Annotated in this window: 15 protein-coding genes; 11 read left to right on the forward strand and 4 right to left on the reverse strand. The window is 64.3% G+C overall.

Annotation, left to right across the window (positions count from 1 at the left end; genetic code table 11):
* Window positions 1-402 precede the first annotated feature (402 nt).
* Entirely contained in the window at window positions 403-1,701 is a 1,299-nt protein-coding gene (locus QCE88_RS00005; protein ID WP_309898070.1) for an SGNH/GDSL hydrolase family protein, read from the reverse strand.
* Between the two features lie 168 nt (window positions 1,702-1,869).
* Between QCE88_RS00005 and QCE88_RS00010 the strand changes: the two genes are divergently transcribed.
* Entirely contained in the window at window positions 1,870-3,021 is a 1,152-nt protein-coding gene (locus tag QCE88_RS00010) for a class I SAM-dependent methyltransferase (protein ID WP_309898072.1), read from the forward strand.
* Between the two features lie 24 nt (window positions 3,022-3,045).
* Here QCE88_RS00010 and QCE88_RS00015 read toward each other — a convergent pair whose 3' ends face one another.
* Window positions 3,046-4,314, reverse strand: a complete 1,269-nt coding sequence (locus QCE88_RS00015) for a TIGR03862 family flavoprotein (RefSeq protein WP_309898073.1) — start codon at window positions 4,312-4,314, stop codon at window positions 3,046-3,048.
* A gap of 183 nt (window positions 4,315-4,497) precedes the next feature.
* Between QCE88_RS00015 and QCE88_RS00020 the strand changes: the two genes are divergently transcribed.
* From QCE88_RS00020 to QCE88_RS00060, 9 genes are all read left to right on the forward strand, one after another.
* Window positions 4,498-5,976 carry an MFS transporter gene (locus QCE88_RS00020; RefSeq protein ID WP_309898076.1) on the forward strand — a complete coding sequence of 493 codons (1,479 nt, stop codon included), beginning with the start codon at window positions 4,498-4,500 and terminating at the stop codon, window positions 5,974-5,976.
* A 1,148-nt stretch (window positions 5,977-7,124) separates the two neighbouring features.
* Window positions 7,125-8,141 carry a 1,2-phenylacetyl-CoA epoxidase subunit PaaA gene (paaA, locus tag QCE88_RS00025; protein WP_309898078.1) on the forward strand — a complete coding sequence of 339 codons (1,017 nt, stop codon included), beginning with the start codon at window positions 7,125-7,127 and terminating at the stop codon, window positions 8,139-8,141.
* Between the two features lie 29 nt (window positions 8,142-8,170).
* Window positions 8,171-8,455, forward strand: a complete 285-nt coding sequence (gene paaB, locus QCE88_RS00030) for a 1,2-phenylacetyl-CoA epoxidase subunit PaaB (protein WP_309829338.1) — start codon at window positions 8,171-8,173, stop codon at window positions 8,453-8,455.
* Between the two features lie 11 nt (window positions 8,456-8,466).
* Window positions 8,467-9,264 (forward strand): 1,2-phenylacetyl-CoA epoxidase subunit PaaC, encoded by a 798-nt coding sequence (gene paaC, locus QCE88_RS00035; protein ID WP_309898080.1) that lies wholly within the window; start codon window positions 8,467-8,469, stop codon window positions 9,262-9,264.
* Window positions 9,264-9,812: a 1,2-phenylacetyl-CoA epoxidase subunit PaaD gene (gene paaD, locus QCE88_RS00040; protein WP_409017988.1), complete on the forward strand. Its 549-nt coding sequence runs from the start codon at window positions 9,264-9,266 to the stop codon at window positions 9,810-9,812. Before paaC ends, paaD begins: the two co-directional genes overlap by 1 nt.
* A gap of 48 nt (window positions 9,813-9,860) precedes the next feature.
* Window positions 9,861-10,949, forward strand: coding sequence for a 1,2-phenylacetyl-CoA epoxidase subunit PaaE (paaE, locus tag QCE88_RS00045; protein WP_309898083.1), 1,089 nt, complete (start codon window positions 9,861-9,863; stop codon window positions 10,947-10,949).
* A 133-nt stretch (window positions 10,950-11,082) separates the two neighbouring features.
* Window positions 11,083-11,883, forward strand: coding sequence for a DUF1835 domain-containing protein (locus tag QCE88_RS00050; RefSeq protein WP_309898085.1), 801 nt, complete (start codon window positions 11,083-11,085; stop codon window positions 11,881-11,883).
* Between the two features lie 61 nt (window positions 11,884-11,944).
* Window positions 11,945-12,556 (forward strand): TetR/AcrR family transcriptional regulator, encoded by a 612-nt coding sequence (locus tag QCE88_RS00055; RefSeq protein WP_309903272.1) that lies wholly within the window; start codon window positions 11,945-11,947, stop codon window positions 12,554-12,556.
* A gap of 211 nt (window positions 12,557-12,767) precedes the next feature.
* Window positions 12,768-13,433, forward strand: a complete 666-nt coding sequence (locus QCE88_RS00060; protein ID WP_409017989.1) for a GNAT family N-acetyltransferase — start codon at window positions 12,768-12,770, stop codon at window positions 13,431-13,433.
* 65 nt (window positions 13,434-13,498) lie between these two features.
* On the opposite strand, the gene QCE88_RS00065 is transcribed toward QCE88_RS00060, so the two are convergent.
* Window positions 13,499-14,014, reverse strand: a complete 516-nt coding sequence (locus QCE88_RS00065; protein WP_309898087.1) for an Lrp/AsnC family transcriptional regulator — start codon at window positions 14,012-14,014, stop codon at window positions 13,499-13,501.
* A 145-nt stretch (window positions 14,015-14,159) separates the two neighbouring features.
* Between QCE88_RS00065 and hppD the strand changes: the two genes are divergently transcribed.
* On the forward strand, window positions 14,160-15,263 hold the full coding sequence (gene hppD, locus QCE88_RS00070; protein WP_309898089.1) for a 4-hydroxyphenylpyruvate dioxygenase: 1,104 nt from the start codon (window positions 14,160-14,162) through the stop codon (window positions 15,261-15,263).
* Between the two features lie 105 nt (window positions 15,264-15,368).
* On the opposite strand, the gene QCE88_RS00075 is transcribed toward hppD, so the two are convergent.
* Window positions 15,369-15,575: a hypothetical protein gene (locus tag QCE88_RS00075; RefSeq protein ID WP_309898091.1), complete on the reverse strand. Its 207-nt coding sequence runs from the start codon at window positions 15,573-15,575 to the stop codon at window positions 15,369-15,371.
* Window positions 15,576-15,801 lie beyond the last annotated feature (226 nt).

Genomic DNA, 15,801 nt, shown 5'->3' on the forward strand with positions numbered 1-15,801 from the left:
ACCGGTCGCTCACTCAACGTACTGACGATGATTAATGTCCTAAGACAAAAACCTTCCTCTGATACTTCGTGTGAGACTCTTGATACTTTTGCTATTCCGGTTCAAAGAACCGGCCGCACTCGCATCAAGCGCCCACACTTATCGGCTGTTAGTTTTTAAAGAGCACATCGCAGAACAGAACCACTGCACTTCCGTCTTGCGTCGCTGCATCAGCAGCAGAGAAACGAGATTATGAAGAATCTTTTTCTCCTTGTCAACACTATTTTTTTGCTTTCGCTTCAAAATTTGCCGACTTGGAGGCCACCTGTTTCGCAGCGGCCCAACGTCTTGCGACGAGGGACCGAATCTTAGGTCAAGCAGACGCGGATGACAAGGTGATGAAGCAACTTTTTTGCAAACACTTTACTTCTGCACCGCCTTGGCCGTTCCCAACACGAACTCGGACGGCACCGCAGCCGCCATCGCGGCATACCCCGCGTCGCTCGGGTGAATGTGGTCGCCGCTGTCATACCGCTTCTGCAGCGCCGTCGGGTGCGCCGGGTCGCGCAACGCCTCATCGAAGTCGATCGCGCCGTCGAACGCGCGGCTCGACCGGATCGACTGGTTGACCGCCGTGCGGATTGCCTCCCGCTCCGGCGGCAACGAGGCCGGCGTCAGCGTCGCACCATAAATCTTGACGCCGCGCTGGTGCGCCTGCGCGATCAGCCGCTGATAGCCGCGCACCAGCGCATCGGCGTTGACTTCCGTGTGGGGCGCGTCGCAATCGAGGCCGCCATGCGCAGGCATCGCCATGAAGTTGATGTCGTTGATGCCGATCAGCACGATCACCGCGCGCACCCCCGGCTGACGCAAGGCATCGCGTTCGAAACGGTTCACCACCGCCTCTCCGTAGCAGGCCGAGTTGCTCAGCAGCCGATTCCCGCTGATGCCCGCATTCACGACAGCCGTCTGCGCGCCATCCTTACGCGCAATCTGTTTTGCGAGCGCATCGGTCCAGCGGCGGTTGGCATTGAGCGACGAGCGCATGCCGTCCGTGATCGAATCGCCGATCGCCACCACCGCATGCGCCGACGTGTTCTGCACCGCCACATTCGTCAGCCACGCGTATTGCGTGAACCGCGAGCGGAACGGACCGGCGGAACTGTCGTCGGCGTGGTTGCCTGGCGTCGAAATGTAGTTTACCTGGCTCGCGACCCGATGCCACGCGGCCAGCTTCTGGTCCTTCCCCAAAAACAGGCTCACGGCGAGCGGCTGCTGCGCTTCGACGACGAACTCCACCGGATCGCTCGTCATCTGCGAGCCCGGCGCCACGATCACGCGCTTTTGGCCGCCGAACAGCACCGGCCGCGCACTGCCTGGACGAAGGGCCGCGCCACTGCCGCCCGCCGACCGCGCGACACTCATTGCGTCGACAACCAGCGGCTCCGTCCCAAACGTATTACTGATGCGCAAGCGCACCCGCTTGCCGTCGGCCTGTGGATAGACGATCTGCCGAACCGTCCGTCCGCCAACCTCCGGCGCGCGATACAGCGGCGGAAGGTTGGCCAGTTGCGGAATGGCCTGCAGCGCGGTGCCCCACGCGCTGACCCAATGCTCGCCGGCGGACGGCTCGGTGGTGTCGGCGGCGAACGCATGCGGGACGAAGAAAGATTGCGCAATCAGCGCAGCCGCGCAGATCGCGGTGAGAACGGGTCGTTTCATTCGGCGAAGGCGTGCGGAAAGGGATCGATTGTGCCTGAAGCGTGATGTCCGCCGCGGCGTGATTCGTGCGAAACGTTCGCTGACAGGAACGGAACGCCCGGTTTGGCCTCACAATGCTGCCAGTTCATTTTTCGCCGCCCGCTTCGGACGGCTCGCAGGCTCATCAATATGCAATCAAAAACCGCAACACCTCAGCGACTCGAGTGGGAAGAGGACGGCGAAAGCCGCTCGGCCCGCTGGCGATCGGAAAGCGGCAACTCGCCGCCGAAGCGGGTGGTCATCGGGCATGACCAGATGACCGCCGATCACGCCTACCGGCTCGCCTGCGAAGGCACGGCAATCGTCTGGCGCGGCGACTTTCAGAATGCCCGGCAGCTTCTGCAGGCGTTGGCGCGCCGCATCGACAACAAGCCGCGCAAGGCCAAAAAGGCCGCGCCGGAGACTTCGCCGGTCGATACCTTCAATCTGCACCGCCTCGCCCAGTCGCAACGCGCCCGCACCCTGGCGATGCTCGTGCTGCCGCTCGACGAGCACTACGCCATTCCCCTGCGCCGCGCGCCCGACGTGCGCGAGGCCTGCGAGGAAGCGTACGGTCCGCCATCCGACGAGGCGTCGGTGGTGTCCTTGCGGGAAGTGCTCGGGCTGGTCGGGGCGCACGAGTGGCGCAAGAAGGGCGTCGAGATCGCGGCGCTCGGCGCGCGCATCCATCCCTGGTACGGCGTGTTCTCGCCGGTGCGCGGCGAGTACGTCGAGCTCGTCGCGAACCAGCCCTTGCCGTCGCGGGAACTCGCGTTCGATATCGGCACCGGTACGGGTGTGCTGGCCGCGTTGCTCGCCCGACGCGGCGTCGAGCGCGTAGTAGCGACGGAACTCGATCCCCGCGCCCTCGCCTGCGCCCGGGAAAACGTGTCGCGGCTCGGACTCGGCCGTCAGGTCGAGGTCACGGAAGCCAACCTGTTTCCCGCCGGCCGCGCGCCGCTGATCGTCTGCAATCCGCCCTGGCTGCCCGCGCGCCCGAGCGCCGCGATCGAGCACGCGATCTACGATCCCGACAGCCGCATGCTGCGCGGCTTCCTCGACGGCCTCGCCGCGCATCTCACGCCCGGCGGCGAAGGCTGGCTGATCCTGTCCGACTTCGCCGAGCATCTCGGACTGCGCACGCGCGCACAGCTGCAGGAATGGATCGATGCCGCCGGCCTGAAGGTGGACGGTCGCATCGACGTGAAGCCGCATCATCCGCGCGCAGCCGACAAAACGGATCCGCTGCATGCCGCACGATCGGCGGAAGTGACTTCGCTCTGGCGTCTCGTCGCCGCTTAGTCACTTTCCAGGCGCATTCGACGCTCAGCCGCGCCCGGCCAGCCAGCCGAGCGCGCCCTCGCCGGCGACGAGGCCGCTCGCGAAGCACGCCGTCAGCAGGTAGCCGCCTGTCGGCGCTTCCCAGTCGAGCATTTCGCCCGCGCAGAACACGCCGGGCAAGGCGGTGAGCATCGAGCGCGCGTCGAGCGCTTCGAACGCGACGCCGCCCGCGCTGCTGATCACCTCGGCGATTGGCCGCGGGCGCAACACGCGCAGCGGCAGCGCCTTGATGCGCGCGGCGAGCGTGTCGAGATCGGCGAATTCGTCTTTGGTCAGGCACTCGCGCAGCAGCCCCGCTTTGGCTCCGGTCAGATGCAGCCGGCTGTGCAAATGGCTCGACATCGAGCGCGCGCCGCGCGGATGCAGCACTTCGTCACGCACCCGTTCGGCGGAAAGCTGCGGCACCAGATCCAGCAGCACCGTGGCGCCCCGGCCTTCGCTGGCGGCGATCCGTTCGCGTATCGGCGCCGACAGCGCGTAGATCAGGCTGCCTTCGATGCCCTGCGCCGTGACCAGGCACTCGCCGACGCGCCACGCGGTTTCGCCGTCCGTGCCCGGCAGGCCGATCGCCACGGACTTGAGCGGCTCGCCCGCGAAGCGGCTGCTGAAGTGCTCGCTCCAGCCGATATCAAAACCGCAGTTCGACGGCTTGAACGGCCGCACCTCCACGCCGCGCGCCGCGAGCAACGGTAAAGCGCCGCCGTCCGAACCCAGTTGCGGCCAACTTGCGCCGCCGAGCGCGAGGATCAGCGCATCGTGACGGACCTGTTTCTCGCCGGCGGGCGTGGCGAATCGCGACACCGACGCGCCGTCTTCCGCCCAGCCGAGCCAGCGATGGCGCATGTGAAACGTCACGCCCGCCCCGCGCAGCCGATGCAGCCAGGCGCGCAGCATCGGCGCGGCTTTCATGTCGGTGGGAAAGACCCGTCCGGAACTGCCGACGAAGGTCTCGACGCCCAGTTCGTGTACCCACGTCCGCAGCGCGGCGGCGTCGAAACGCGCGAGCAGCGGCGCGATATCGGGCTGACGGGCGCCGTAACGCGCGAGAAACGCGTCGGCAGGCTCGGAATGCGTGAGGTTCATGCCGCCCTTTCCGGCCATCAGGAACTTGCGGCCGACGGAAGGCATGGCGTCGTACACATCGACCCGTGCGCCGCCCGCCGCGAGCGCCTCGGCAGCCATGAGCCCGGCCGGGCCGCCGCCCACGACCGCGACCGCGACGCCGCTCGATTCGATGTTGTCGACTGAAGACATGCTGGATGGTCGGAAACGAAAGGGAGCGACATTGTCGCACCCGGGCATCGGGACGCTCCGCGCTTCCCCCTCGCGCCGCTCGTAAGTCATTAAATAACAAAAAAGAATTTGGGCGCGCCCGCCCGGCCCAGTACGATCCCGCGATTCGTTGCATCAACAATCTTTTTCATAATCAGACCGACCATGTCCGTATCCCTCGCGCCCGAGCCCGCCTCGACCGGCGCTTCCGCCCGCGCCACCGACCCGCGCCCCGTCATCGAAAGCGCCGCCGATATCTCCCGGCTCGTCAACCACGGCGCCGCCATCGGCAGCGATGCACGCGTGGTCGTCGCCATCGCGCTCGGCGGCATCTTTCTCGATGCCTACGATCTGGGCGCGCTCGCGTTCGGCATGAAGGACATCGCGCGGGAATTCTCGCTGACGCCGACCGGCGCCGGCTTCGTCGCGTCCGCGATCACCTTCGGCGCGATCATCGGCGCGTTCCTCGGCGGCTATCTCACCGACAAGATCGGCCGCTATCGCGTCTTCATGGCCGACATGTTCTTCTTCGTCGTCGCCGCCATCGCCTGCGCGCTCGCGCCCAACGCCTGGGCGCTCGGCGGTGCGCGCTTCGTGATGGGGCTGGGCGTGGGCATCGACTTGCCGGTCGCCATGGCCTTCCTCGCCGAATTCTCGCGGCTGCAGGGCCGCGGCAACAAGGCCGCCCGCGTCGCGATGTGGTGCCCGGTCTGGTATGCGGCGATCAGCATTTCCTATCTGCTCGTGCTCGGCCTGTATGCCGTTCTGCCCGCGCACAATGCCGGCTGGCTCTGGCGCCTGATTCTCGGCTTCGGCGCCGTGCCGGCGATCGCGATCATCGTGATCCGCAGCCGCTACATGAGCGAATCGCCCGTCTGGGCCGCGAATCAGGGCGATCTCAAGGGCGCGGCGGCGATTCTCAAGCGTTCGTATGGCATCGATGCACGCGTCGCCGATACGCCCGTTACGCCACCCAAGGCGCGCCGCGCGACATGGAGCAATTACGGCGCGCTGCTGCGCGGCGTCTATCTGCGCCGCACCGTGCTCGCAACGGTCATCGCGATCGCTTCCTCGTTCGCGTACAACGCCGTCGCGTTCGGCCTGCCGGTGATCATCTCGAGCTTCCTCGCCCAGTCGATGCTCACGACGATCCTCGCCTCGCTCGCGCTCAACCTGTGTTTCGCGTTCGCGGGCGGCCTGTTCTCGGTGCGTACCGTGCCGAAATACGGCGCCTGGAAGCTGTCGGTGGTCGGCTACGCGTTCCAACTCGTCGCGCTCGTCGGGCTTGCGATCGTCGGCAAGCCGTCGACCGGCGCCGAAGTGGTGCTCGCCATCGGGTTCCTGGCCGCGTTCCTGCTCGGGCAAGGCGTCGGACCGGGCTCGCACAGCATGACCTTCGCGTCCCTGAGCTATCCGACTTCGCTGCGCGGCGTCGGCGTCGGGTTCAATCAGACGCTGATGCGGGCCAGTTCGACCGTTTCGCTGTTCCTTTTCCCGGTGCTGTCCGCGGCGCTCGGCACGAAGGTGTTCTGGATCATCGCGGTCGCACCGCTCGCCGGACTCGTCGCGCTGTTCGCGGTGCGCTGGGAACCGTCGGGCTATGACGTCGACGCCGAGGACTTCGGCGCGCAACAGGCGCGCTGAGCCGGCGAGCCTGGTTTCGTACTCTGCGTTTTGAGCGGCGGCGATAGCCGCCGCTCGATTGCTTTCTTGGCTTGCCCGACTTCCTCCGCTTCCTCCGCTTCCTCCGCTTCCTCCGCTTCCTCCGCTTCCTCCGCTTCTTCCGCTTCTTCCGCTTTCCCCGCTTTCCCCGCTTTCCCCGCTTTCCCCGCTTTCCCCGCTTTCCCCGCTTTCCCTACTTTCCCTACTTTCCCTGCGTTCCCTGCTTTCCCTGCTTTCCCTGCTTTCCCTGCTTTCCCTGCTTTCCCCGCTTTCTCCACTTCACCGCTTTCTTCACTTCCCCGCTTCCCGCTTCTTCCGCTTCCCCGGCCCCTCCGCTTTCTCGGCTTCCTTCACTCCTCCCGCGATCCACGCTTCCCCGGCTTCGCCGCTTCCTCGGCTTCCTTTACTCCTCCCGCTTCCCCGGCTACTCGGCTACTCGGCTACTCGGCTTACCCGGCTCCTCGGCTCCTCGGCTCCTCGGCTCCTCGGCTACTCGGCTACTCGGCTACTCGGCTACTCGGCTACTCGGCTACTCGGCTACTCGGCTACTCGGCTACTCGGCTCCTCGGCTCCTCGGCGTCCCCGGCTCCCTGGCTCCGCGGCTCTCCCGACTTCTCCGGCTCATCGGCTTTGCGGCTTCCCGGCTTCTCGGTTTTCCGGCTCTCGGCTTCCCGGCTCTCGGCTTCTCGGCTTCTCGGCTTCTCGGCTTCTCGGCTTACCCGGCTCCTCGGCTTACCCGGCTTCTCGGCTTACCCGGCTTCTCGGCTTACCCGGCTCCTCGGCTACCCGGCTCCTCGGCGTCCCCGGCTCCTCGGCGTCCCCTGCTCCCTGGCTCCCTGGCTCCGCGGCTCTCCCGACTTCCGCGGCTCATCGGCTTCTCGGCTTCTTGGCTCGCCGGCTCATCGGCTTCTCGGCGTCCCCCGCTCCCCGGCTCACTTCACTCCTTCCACGTTCCAGCTTCTTCCGCCGTCCATCCCCCTCCCCCGTTCCGCATCGATTCCAGCAACGCCTCCCCCAACCCCATTCCCACTCATGCGGATTTACCCCAGCCCCTTCCGAAAAATCATTCACCGACCGTCCGGTCGGTTTATAATCCCCCCACTGCGATTTCCTTGAGCGCGAGTACCGCCATGTACACCCAATCCCTCGATGTCCCCAGCCCCGCGGCCGATGCGTCGTCCGGCAAACCCGCCGCCTCTTCAGACCAGGGCGCGGACCAGACCCGCTTCGACGCCGTGATGCAGGCCGACGGCAAGATCGAGCCGCAGGACTGGATGCCCGACGCGTATCGCAAAACACTGGTGCGGCAGATTTCCCAGCATGCGCATTCGGAGATCATCGGCATGCAGCCCGAGGGCAACTGGATCAGCCGCGCGCCGAGCCTGAAACGCAAGGCAATCCTGCTGGCCAAGGTCCAGGACGAAGGCGGCCATGGCCTCTATCTCTACAGCGCGGCTGAAACGCTGGGCGTCTCGCGCGATCAGCTGGTCGACGCATTGCACGCCGGGCGCGCCAAGTATTCGAGCATCTTCAATTACCCGACGCCCACCTGGGCGGACGTCGGCGTGATCGGCTGGCTGGTCGACGGCGCCGCGATCATGAACCAGATCCCGCTCTGCCGCTGCACGTACGGGCCCTACGCCCGCGCGATGATCCGCATCTGCAAGGAAGAGTCGTTCCATCAGCGCCAGGGCTTCGACGCGCTGCTCGCCATGATGAAGGGCACGCAAGCGCAGAAGGACCTCGTGCAGCAGGCGGTGAACCGCTGGTGGTGGCCGGTGCTGATGATGTTCGGCCCGAGCGACAAGGATTCGATCCACAGCGGACAGTCGTTCGCGTGGGGCATCAAGCGCATCTCGAACGATGACCTGCGCCAGAAGTTCGTCGATGCCACTGTCGAGCAGGCGCGCATCCTGGGCGTCACGCTGCCCGACGCCGACCTGAAATGGGACGAGGCGCGCGGCGCGCACGATTACGGCGCGATCGACTGGGATGAGTTCTGGCGCGTGGTCAACGGCGACGGTCCGTGCAACAAGGAGCGGCTCGCCACGCGCGTGAAGGCGCACAACGAGGGCGCGTGGGTGCGCGAAGCCGCGCTGGCCCATGCTGAGAAGCAGCGGGCGCGAACCCAAAAGCAAGCGGCCTGAACAGACGACGAGAAACAGGAGACGCAAAGATGAACAAGGAATGGCCGATCTGGGAAGTGTTCGTGCGCAGCAAGCAGGGACTGGATCACAAACACTGCGGCAGCCTGCACGCGCCGGACGCAGGCGCGGCGTTGCGCATGGCGCGCGACGTCTACACGCGCCGCCAGGAAGGCGTGAGCATCTGGGTGGTGCCGTCGGCGGCGATCACGGCGTCGGACCCGGCGGACAAGGGCGAACTGTTCGAGCCGGCGGAAGACAAGATCTACCGCCATCCGACCTTCTTCGTGCTGCCCGAAGAAATCAATCACATGTAAGGGCGCGGGACATGACTCAGGAACATCTCGCCTACGTGCTGCGGCTGGCCGACAACGCGCTGATCCTCGGCCAGCGCAACGCCGAATGGTGCAGTCACGGCCCGGCGCTGGAGGAAGACATCGCGCTGGCCAACATCAGCCTCGATCTGATCGGCCAGTCGCGCCTGCTCTATACGCATGCAGCAACGCTCGACGCCGCGCTCAACGGCGCCCACAAGACCGAAGACGATTACGCGTACTTCCGCACGGAACGCGAGTTCGCCAACTACACGCTGGCAGAACTGCCGCACTGCGGCCCGCTCGCCGGCAACGCGCGCGCCGAACGCGATTACGCGGTGACCATCGTGCGCAACTTCCTGTACTCGGCGCTGATGGCCGAGGTCTGGACGGCGTTGCAGACCTCGGGCGATGCCCAGCTCGCAGCGATCGCGGCGAAGTCGCTCAAGGAAACGCGCTATCACCTGCATCACGCGCGCGACTGGCTCGTGCGTCTGGGCGACGGGACCGAGGAATCGCATCGGCGCACACAGGCAGCGCTCGACTACCTGATGCCGTACACGCGCGAGTTCTTCGCCACCGATGCGATCGAACAGGCCGTGGCCGATGCGGGCATCGCCCCTCTGGCAAGCGATTTCGAAGCGTCGTGGCGTGAGCAGCTTGCCGCGGCGCTGGAAGAGGCGACCCTCGAAGCCCCCGCGGAAGTGCGCCACGTCACCACCGGCAAGCAAGGCGAGCACTCGGATCACATGGGTTATCTGCTGGCGGAAATGCAGAGTCTGGCGCGGCAGCATCCCGGAGCGAGCTGGTGATGAACGCCGCCAGCGTCCCTGCCCGTGCCGCTATGAACGCGACGCTCCAGCGCGCGTGGTCGGTGCTGGAAACGGTGCCCGATCCGGAGATCCCGGTGGTGTCGATCCGCGAACTGGGCATTCTGCGCGACGTCCGTCAGGGCGGCGACGGCGTGCTCGAAGTGGTAATCACGCCGACGTACTCGGGCTGTCCCGCGATGGGGCAGATCGCGGAAGACATCGCACTGGCGATCGGCAATGCCGGACTGGGCGCGCATCGCATCGAGACGGTGCTGGCGCCGGCCTGGACGACCGACTGGATCACCGAAGAAGCGCGCGACAAGCTGCGGCGCTACGGCATTGCGCCGCCGTCGGGGAGCTGCGCCGTCACCGAGAAGCCCATTCGCTTCGTGCCGCGCTCCATGCCGCACGCGAAGGAAACGGTTGCCTGCCCGCGCTGCGGTTCCACGCACACGGAGAAGCTGTCGCAATTCGGCTCCACGGCCTGCAAGGCCTTGTACCGCTGTGTGGATTGCCGCGAACCGTTCGACTATTTCAAGCCGTACTGAACCGCGGCCCTGATTCAATCCGATTTAATTGAAAGCGAGCCGATAACGATGGCGACTCCGCAATTCCACCCGCTGCGCATCCGCGACGTGCGTCCCGAAACCGCCGATGCGTTCACCGTTTCGTTCGACGTCCCGCCGGCCTTGCGCGACGCCTTCCGCTTCACGCAAGGGCAGTTCGTGACGCTGAAGACGCACATCGACGGCGAGGAGACGCGCCGCTCGTATTCGATCTGCGTCGGCGTGACCGACTATGACCGCGACGGCGAGTTGCGCATCGGTATCAAGCGGGTACGTGGCGGACGGTTCTCGAACTTCGCGTTCGAGACGCTCAAGCCCGGCCATGAGATCGACGTGATGACCCCGGACGGGCGCTTCTTCACGCACCTGAACGCCGATCACGCGAAACAGTACGTGGCGTTCTCGGGCGGCTCGGGCATCACGCCGGTGCTGGCGATCATCAAGACGACGCTCGACACGGAGCCGACCAGCCGCTTCACGCTGGTCTACGGCAATCGCAGCGTCGACGCCATCATGTTCGCCGAGGAACTCGAGGACCTGAAGAATCGCTACATGGAGCGGTTCGCGCTGTATCACGTGCTGTCGGACGACCTTCAGGACGTGGACCTGTTCAACGGCGTACTGGATCAGGCGAAGTGCAAGGCCTTCCTGGAAACGCTGCTCTCACCGCAGGACATCGACGAGGCATTCATCTGCGGCCCCGGCCCGATGATGGACGCCGCCGAAGCCGCGTTGAACGACGCAGGCGTGCCGCCGAAGCAGATTCACGTCGAACGGTTCGGCACGCCGCTGCCGCAGGCGGGGGTGCCGCCTGTCGAGATCACGGAAAACACGCCGGCGGCGGATCTGGAACTGATCATCGACGGCAAGAAACGCAAGCTGCGCCTGCCGTACGAAGGCGTGAGCGTGCTCGATGTCGGCCTGAAGGCAGGACTGGCACTGCCGTATGCGTGCAAGGGCGGCGTGTGCTGCACATGTCGCGCGAAGGTACTGGAAGGCGAAGTGAAAATGGACAAGAACTACACGCTCGAACAGCACGAGATCGATGACGGTTTCGTGTTGACTTGCCAGTGTCATCCGCTGAGCGAGCGCGTGGTCGTGAGTTTCGACGACCGTTGATCCTGCGGCGTGCAAGCCTGAGCGGTCTGTCGCGCATCCGGGCGGACACGTGACCGCCGGACGGGAGTCGATTCGCGTAAACTAGGATCGCTCCCTTCGAGCGTTCCTTCAGCTTTCCGGCATTCCGACACCCATGAACACGATTCACGTCGTCAATGGCGACAGCGCGGCGCAGTCCCTCACCGAAGCCTTGCTCCGCGCAGAACGCGCAGACCGCGTCGTGACGCTGCGCGACGACCTGGCGGTCGGCCCCATCCGCGATATCGACGATTCCGCGCTCACGCGCGCCGCGTTCTGGCGACAGGTCCTGAACAGCGCGATGGACTTCGAAGAGCAACTCGAGGAACAGCTCGGCGTGCTCGACCGCCTTACCCGGGGCGATGGGCAGGTCGTCGTATGGCATGGCCAGAGCGCCGCCGATCAACTCACGTTGCGGCGCACCGCCTTTTATCTGCGCAACGCGCCGCAGCGGCTGAACGAGGCGAAGCTGTCGCACGATGATTTGCAGATCGACGCTGAAAACGACTCGTCTGGCTTTCCTGGACGGCCGGACCGCGCGACTGCCGTCGGCATGTTTTCGCCAAAACAGCTGCTCGCAAAACTGCCGACTGCCGCGCCCATTTCCGTATTGCGCATCAGCCGCCTCGCGCTCGAATGGCAGGAAGCGAAATATGCCAGCGCCGAAACCCGCCGGCTGCGCGACAACATGCTGGTCTCGGGCACCTGGCTGGACGTCGACGAAGCTTTGCTCGATCTCGCCAGCCCCGAATGGCAACTGGCGCGGCGGATCGCGGGCGGGGCGATGGGCCAGCGTTTCGACTTCATGCTCTCCGATTCCGTCGCGTTCTGGCGCCTGCGCGAACTCGTCGTCGCCGGCCGGCTGAAGATACGGGGCACGCCGTCCGACATCGCGCAGGCCGAATTGCGCCGCTGAAGCGCATCTGACTTCTGTATTGAAGCTGCATCGAATCCATAAGAACGCATCATCACGACACATGGCCCGTACCAAAGCAGCCGACCACGAAACCCAACGCGAACAGATCCTCGAACTCGCCGCCGCGAAATTCGCCCAGACGAGTTACCCCAGCACGTCGATGGCCGATCTGGCCGCGGCAAGCGGCACCTCGAAGGCCCGTCTCTACCACTATTACGAGAGCAAGGAAGCCATCCTGTTCGATCTGCTCGACCGCTACACCAAGCGGCTGATGCTGATCATCGCGGAGGTGGAAGGCGCGAGCCAGCGGCGCGGTCTCGGCGAGCGCGAAGCCTTCTCCGATCTGGTGCGGGCCTTTCTCGCCGAATACGAGACCTCGCACAGCCGCCACGTGGCGCTTCTCAACGACGTGAAATATCTGGAAGAAGCCCAGCGCCAGATTGTTCTGGATCGTCAGCGCGATATCGTCGCAGCGTTTGCGCGCCAGCTGGCGCGGGCGTATCCGAAGCGCGCTTCCCGCGACAACCAGACCGCGCTCACGATGATGGTTTTCGGCATGATCAACTGGACTTTCACCTGGCTCAAGCCGGGCGGCAAGCTCGGATACCGGGAGTTCGCCGATCAGGTGGTAGACATGATCGAGCATGGGCTCGGCGGCCATTCAGAAGCCTGATTGTTGCGGCACAACATAGATGAGTTGATCTTCGTGCGTTTTGCCGCACTGCGATAAACCCATGATTTATTTGAACTTCAAGATAATTTAGCACCCGTTTAGAACGGCTCACCTAGGTTTGTTTAGGGTTTTCCCGTACTTGTTTTTCCGGAATCCGTTAAAATTCGTCTTGCTTTGCAGCATGCTGCATGACGAATGAAGGAGAAACGCCGTGGAACTGACCCTCAACCGCACTGCCGAGCAGATCGTGCCGAACGATCCGCCGCTGACTGACGCACGTCCGCCGGTTCTGGTTCGCGAGCTTTCTTCCGCCGATCGCGAGCGTCTGCTGAGCCACTTCCTCGCCCTCGAAGAAGACGACCGTCTCCTGCGCTTCGGCCAGGTGGTTCCCGATCACGTGATCGAGAACTACGTGCGCAACATCAATTTTTCGGACGACAAGGTATTCGGCGTGTTCGGCGATGCGCTGGAACTCATCGGCGTCGGCCATCTGGCCTATCTGCCTGCGGAAGGCGACAAGCGCACCGCCGAATTCGGGGTGTCGGTGCTGGAAAGCGCGCGTGGGCGCGGTGTCGGATCGAAACTCTTCGCGCGCGCCGCCATGCGCAGCCGCAACACGCACGTCTCGGTGCTTTACATGCACTGTCTGTCGCGCAATTCGACGATGATGCACATCGCCAGGAAGTCGGGCATGAAGATCGAATACGCGTATGGCGAAGCGGACGCCTATCTGTCGCTCGCGCCGGCCGACCAGAACAGCATCATGACCGAGATGCTCCAGGAGCAAGCCGCCGTGTTCGACTACGCCATCAAGCGCCAGGCGCATCGTGCGTCGCAGATGTTTCAAGCATTCATGCCGACGGCAGACGCCGCCTGATTTTCCCCGACCACATCGCATGGAAACAAGGGCGGCTTCGGCTGCCCTTGTGCTTTTGGCGCCTGTCAACGCAGCGGCAATGCTGTCGTTTCCTTGATGCGTTCGAGCGAGAAGCTCGACCTGACATCGATGACCGACGGGTGATGCAGCAACTGCTCCTGCACAAAGCGGGAAAAATCATCCATGTCGCGCACCTGCACCCGCAGCAGAAAGTCCATCTCGCCCGTCATCGCGTCGCACGCGACGACTTCCGGCCACGAACGCACCGCTTCGCGGAACAGGTCGCCGTGCGTCGGCGTCTTCGGCGTACCCGCTGCGGCTTGCGTGCCGCCGCGTTTCTCCAGCCGCACATTGATATAGGCCAGCAGGCCAAGGCCGAGCTTCTTCGCATCGAGCAGCGCGACGTAGCCGCGAATGACGCCGCTTTCCTCCAGCCGTCGGATGCGCCGCAAACACGGACTCGGTGAAAGACTGATTCGCTCAGCAATTTCCTGATTGGACAGCCGTCCGTTTTCCTGGAGGATCGCCAGAATGCGTCGGTCTATTGTGTCCAGTTCGGCGTCGACTTCGGGTTCGGCCATTTCCTGGCTCCTTTCTGTACATTTTTGGCATGAACTAGCGCAAGTCTATGAAGTGGCGATGTGTTTCGCAAGTTTTTGCCGCATCGACATGGCTAGACTGTCTTCACGTCGCGCTTTCGCGCAGACCCCTTATCGGAGACACCGCATGACCGCAACGACCTGGGAGAATCCCGTCGGCACCGACGGCTTTGAATTCATCGAGTACACCGCACCGGATCCGGTCGCGCTCGGCAAGCTGTTCGAGCAGATGGGCTTCACGGCCATCGCCAGGCATCGGCACAAGGACGTCACGCTGTATCGCCAGGGCGAGATCAACTTCATCGTGAACGCCGAGCCCGATTCGTTCGCGCAACGCTTCGCCCGCCTGCACGGCCCGTCCATCTGCGCGATTGCCTTCCGCGTCGCCGATGCCGCCAAGGCCTACCAGCGCGCGCTCGAACTCGGCGCCTGGGGCTTCGACAACAAGACCGGCCCGATGGAATTGAACATCCCGGCCATCAAGGGCATCGGCGATTCGCTGATCTACTTCGTGGACCGCTGGCGCGGCAAGAACGGCGCGCAGCCTGGCAGCATCGGCGACATCAGCATCTACGACGTCGACTTCGAGCCGATTCCCGGCGCCGAGCAGAATCCGGTTGGCCACGGCCTGACCTACATCGATCACCTGACGCACAACGTCCATCGCGGCCGCATGGTCGAATGGGCCGAGTTCTACGAGCGGCTGTTCAACTTCCGCGAGGTGCGTTACTTCGACATCGAGGGCAAGGTGACGGCGGTGAAGTCGAAGGCGATGACGTCGCCGTGCGGCAAGATCCGCATTCCGATCAACGAGGAAGGCTCGGAAAACGCCGGGCAGATTCAGGAATATCTCGACGCCTATCGCGGCGAAGGCATTCAGCACATTGCGCTCGGCACCAACGACATTTACACGACCGTCGATGGCCTGCGCAGCGCGCGCATTGCACTGCTCGACACCATCGACACGTATTACGAGCTGGTCGACCGGCGCGTGCCGGGGCATGTGGAATCCGTCGCCGAGTTGAAGAAACGCAAGATCCTCATCGACGGCACCAAGGACGAAATCTTGCTGCAGATCTTCACGGAGAACCAGATCGGACCGATTTTCTTCGAGATCATCCAGCGCAAGGGCAACCAGGGGTTCGGCGAGGGCAACTTCAAGGCGCTGTTCGAATCCATCGAACTGGATCAGATGCGCCGCGGCGTGCTGAAGGACACCACGGCCGGCTAGGCGGCTGAAACGCCCGGCAAAGGAAAAGGGGCATGAACCTAGTGGTTCATGCCCCTTTTCGTCATTTTCAGCGATCCGCCCCGATGGACGAATCCCGCGAGCGGGTCAGCCCGCCGTCTCGTCGTCGCTGCTCTCCGATGCGCGGCGCTTCTCGGCGCCTGCCTGAACGGACTGAACGCGCATCTGCGCGACCTGTGCAACCGACGACGCCCCGAATGGCGACGCACCCTGCGCGCGCGCGCCGACCGGCGCGCTGATCGCGAAGAAGGCGGTCGAGACCATCAAGAAATTCTGAATGTGGCGTTGTTTCATCGTTATCTCCTTCTAACTGCATGTGTACTGCCTGCTTCCGGGTGAAAAATGCACGCACAAGGAACGGCGCGAAAATACCGGAAGCGCCATTTTAGACAGGCTTGAGCCCGAGGGTTCCATTGCACCCCCGGTTTTACACGCTGTAACAAAACCCTCTCGATCGCCGCCAAATCGTCAAAGATTTGACGCAAAGCGCTGTTAGATGAGTAATTTCTAACGGGTTTGT

Origin of the sequence: Caballeronia sp. LZ035, assembly GCF_031451175.1 — a bacterium.
Classification (GTDB): Bacteria; Pseudomonadota; Gammaproteobacteria; order Burkholderiales; family Burkholderiaceae; genus Caballeronia.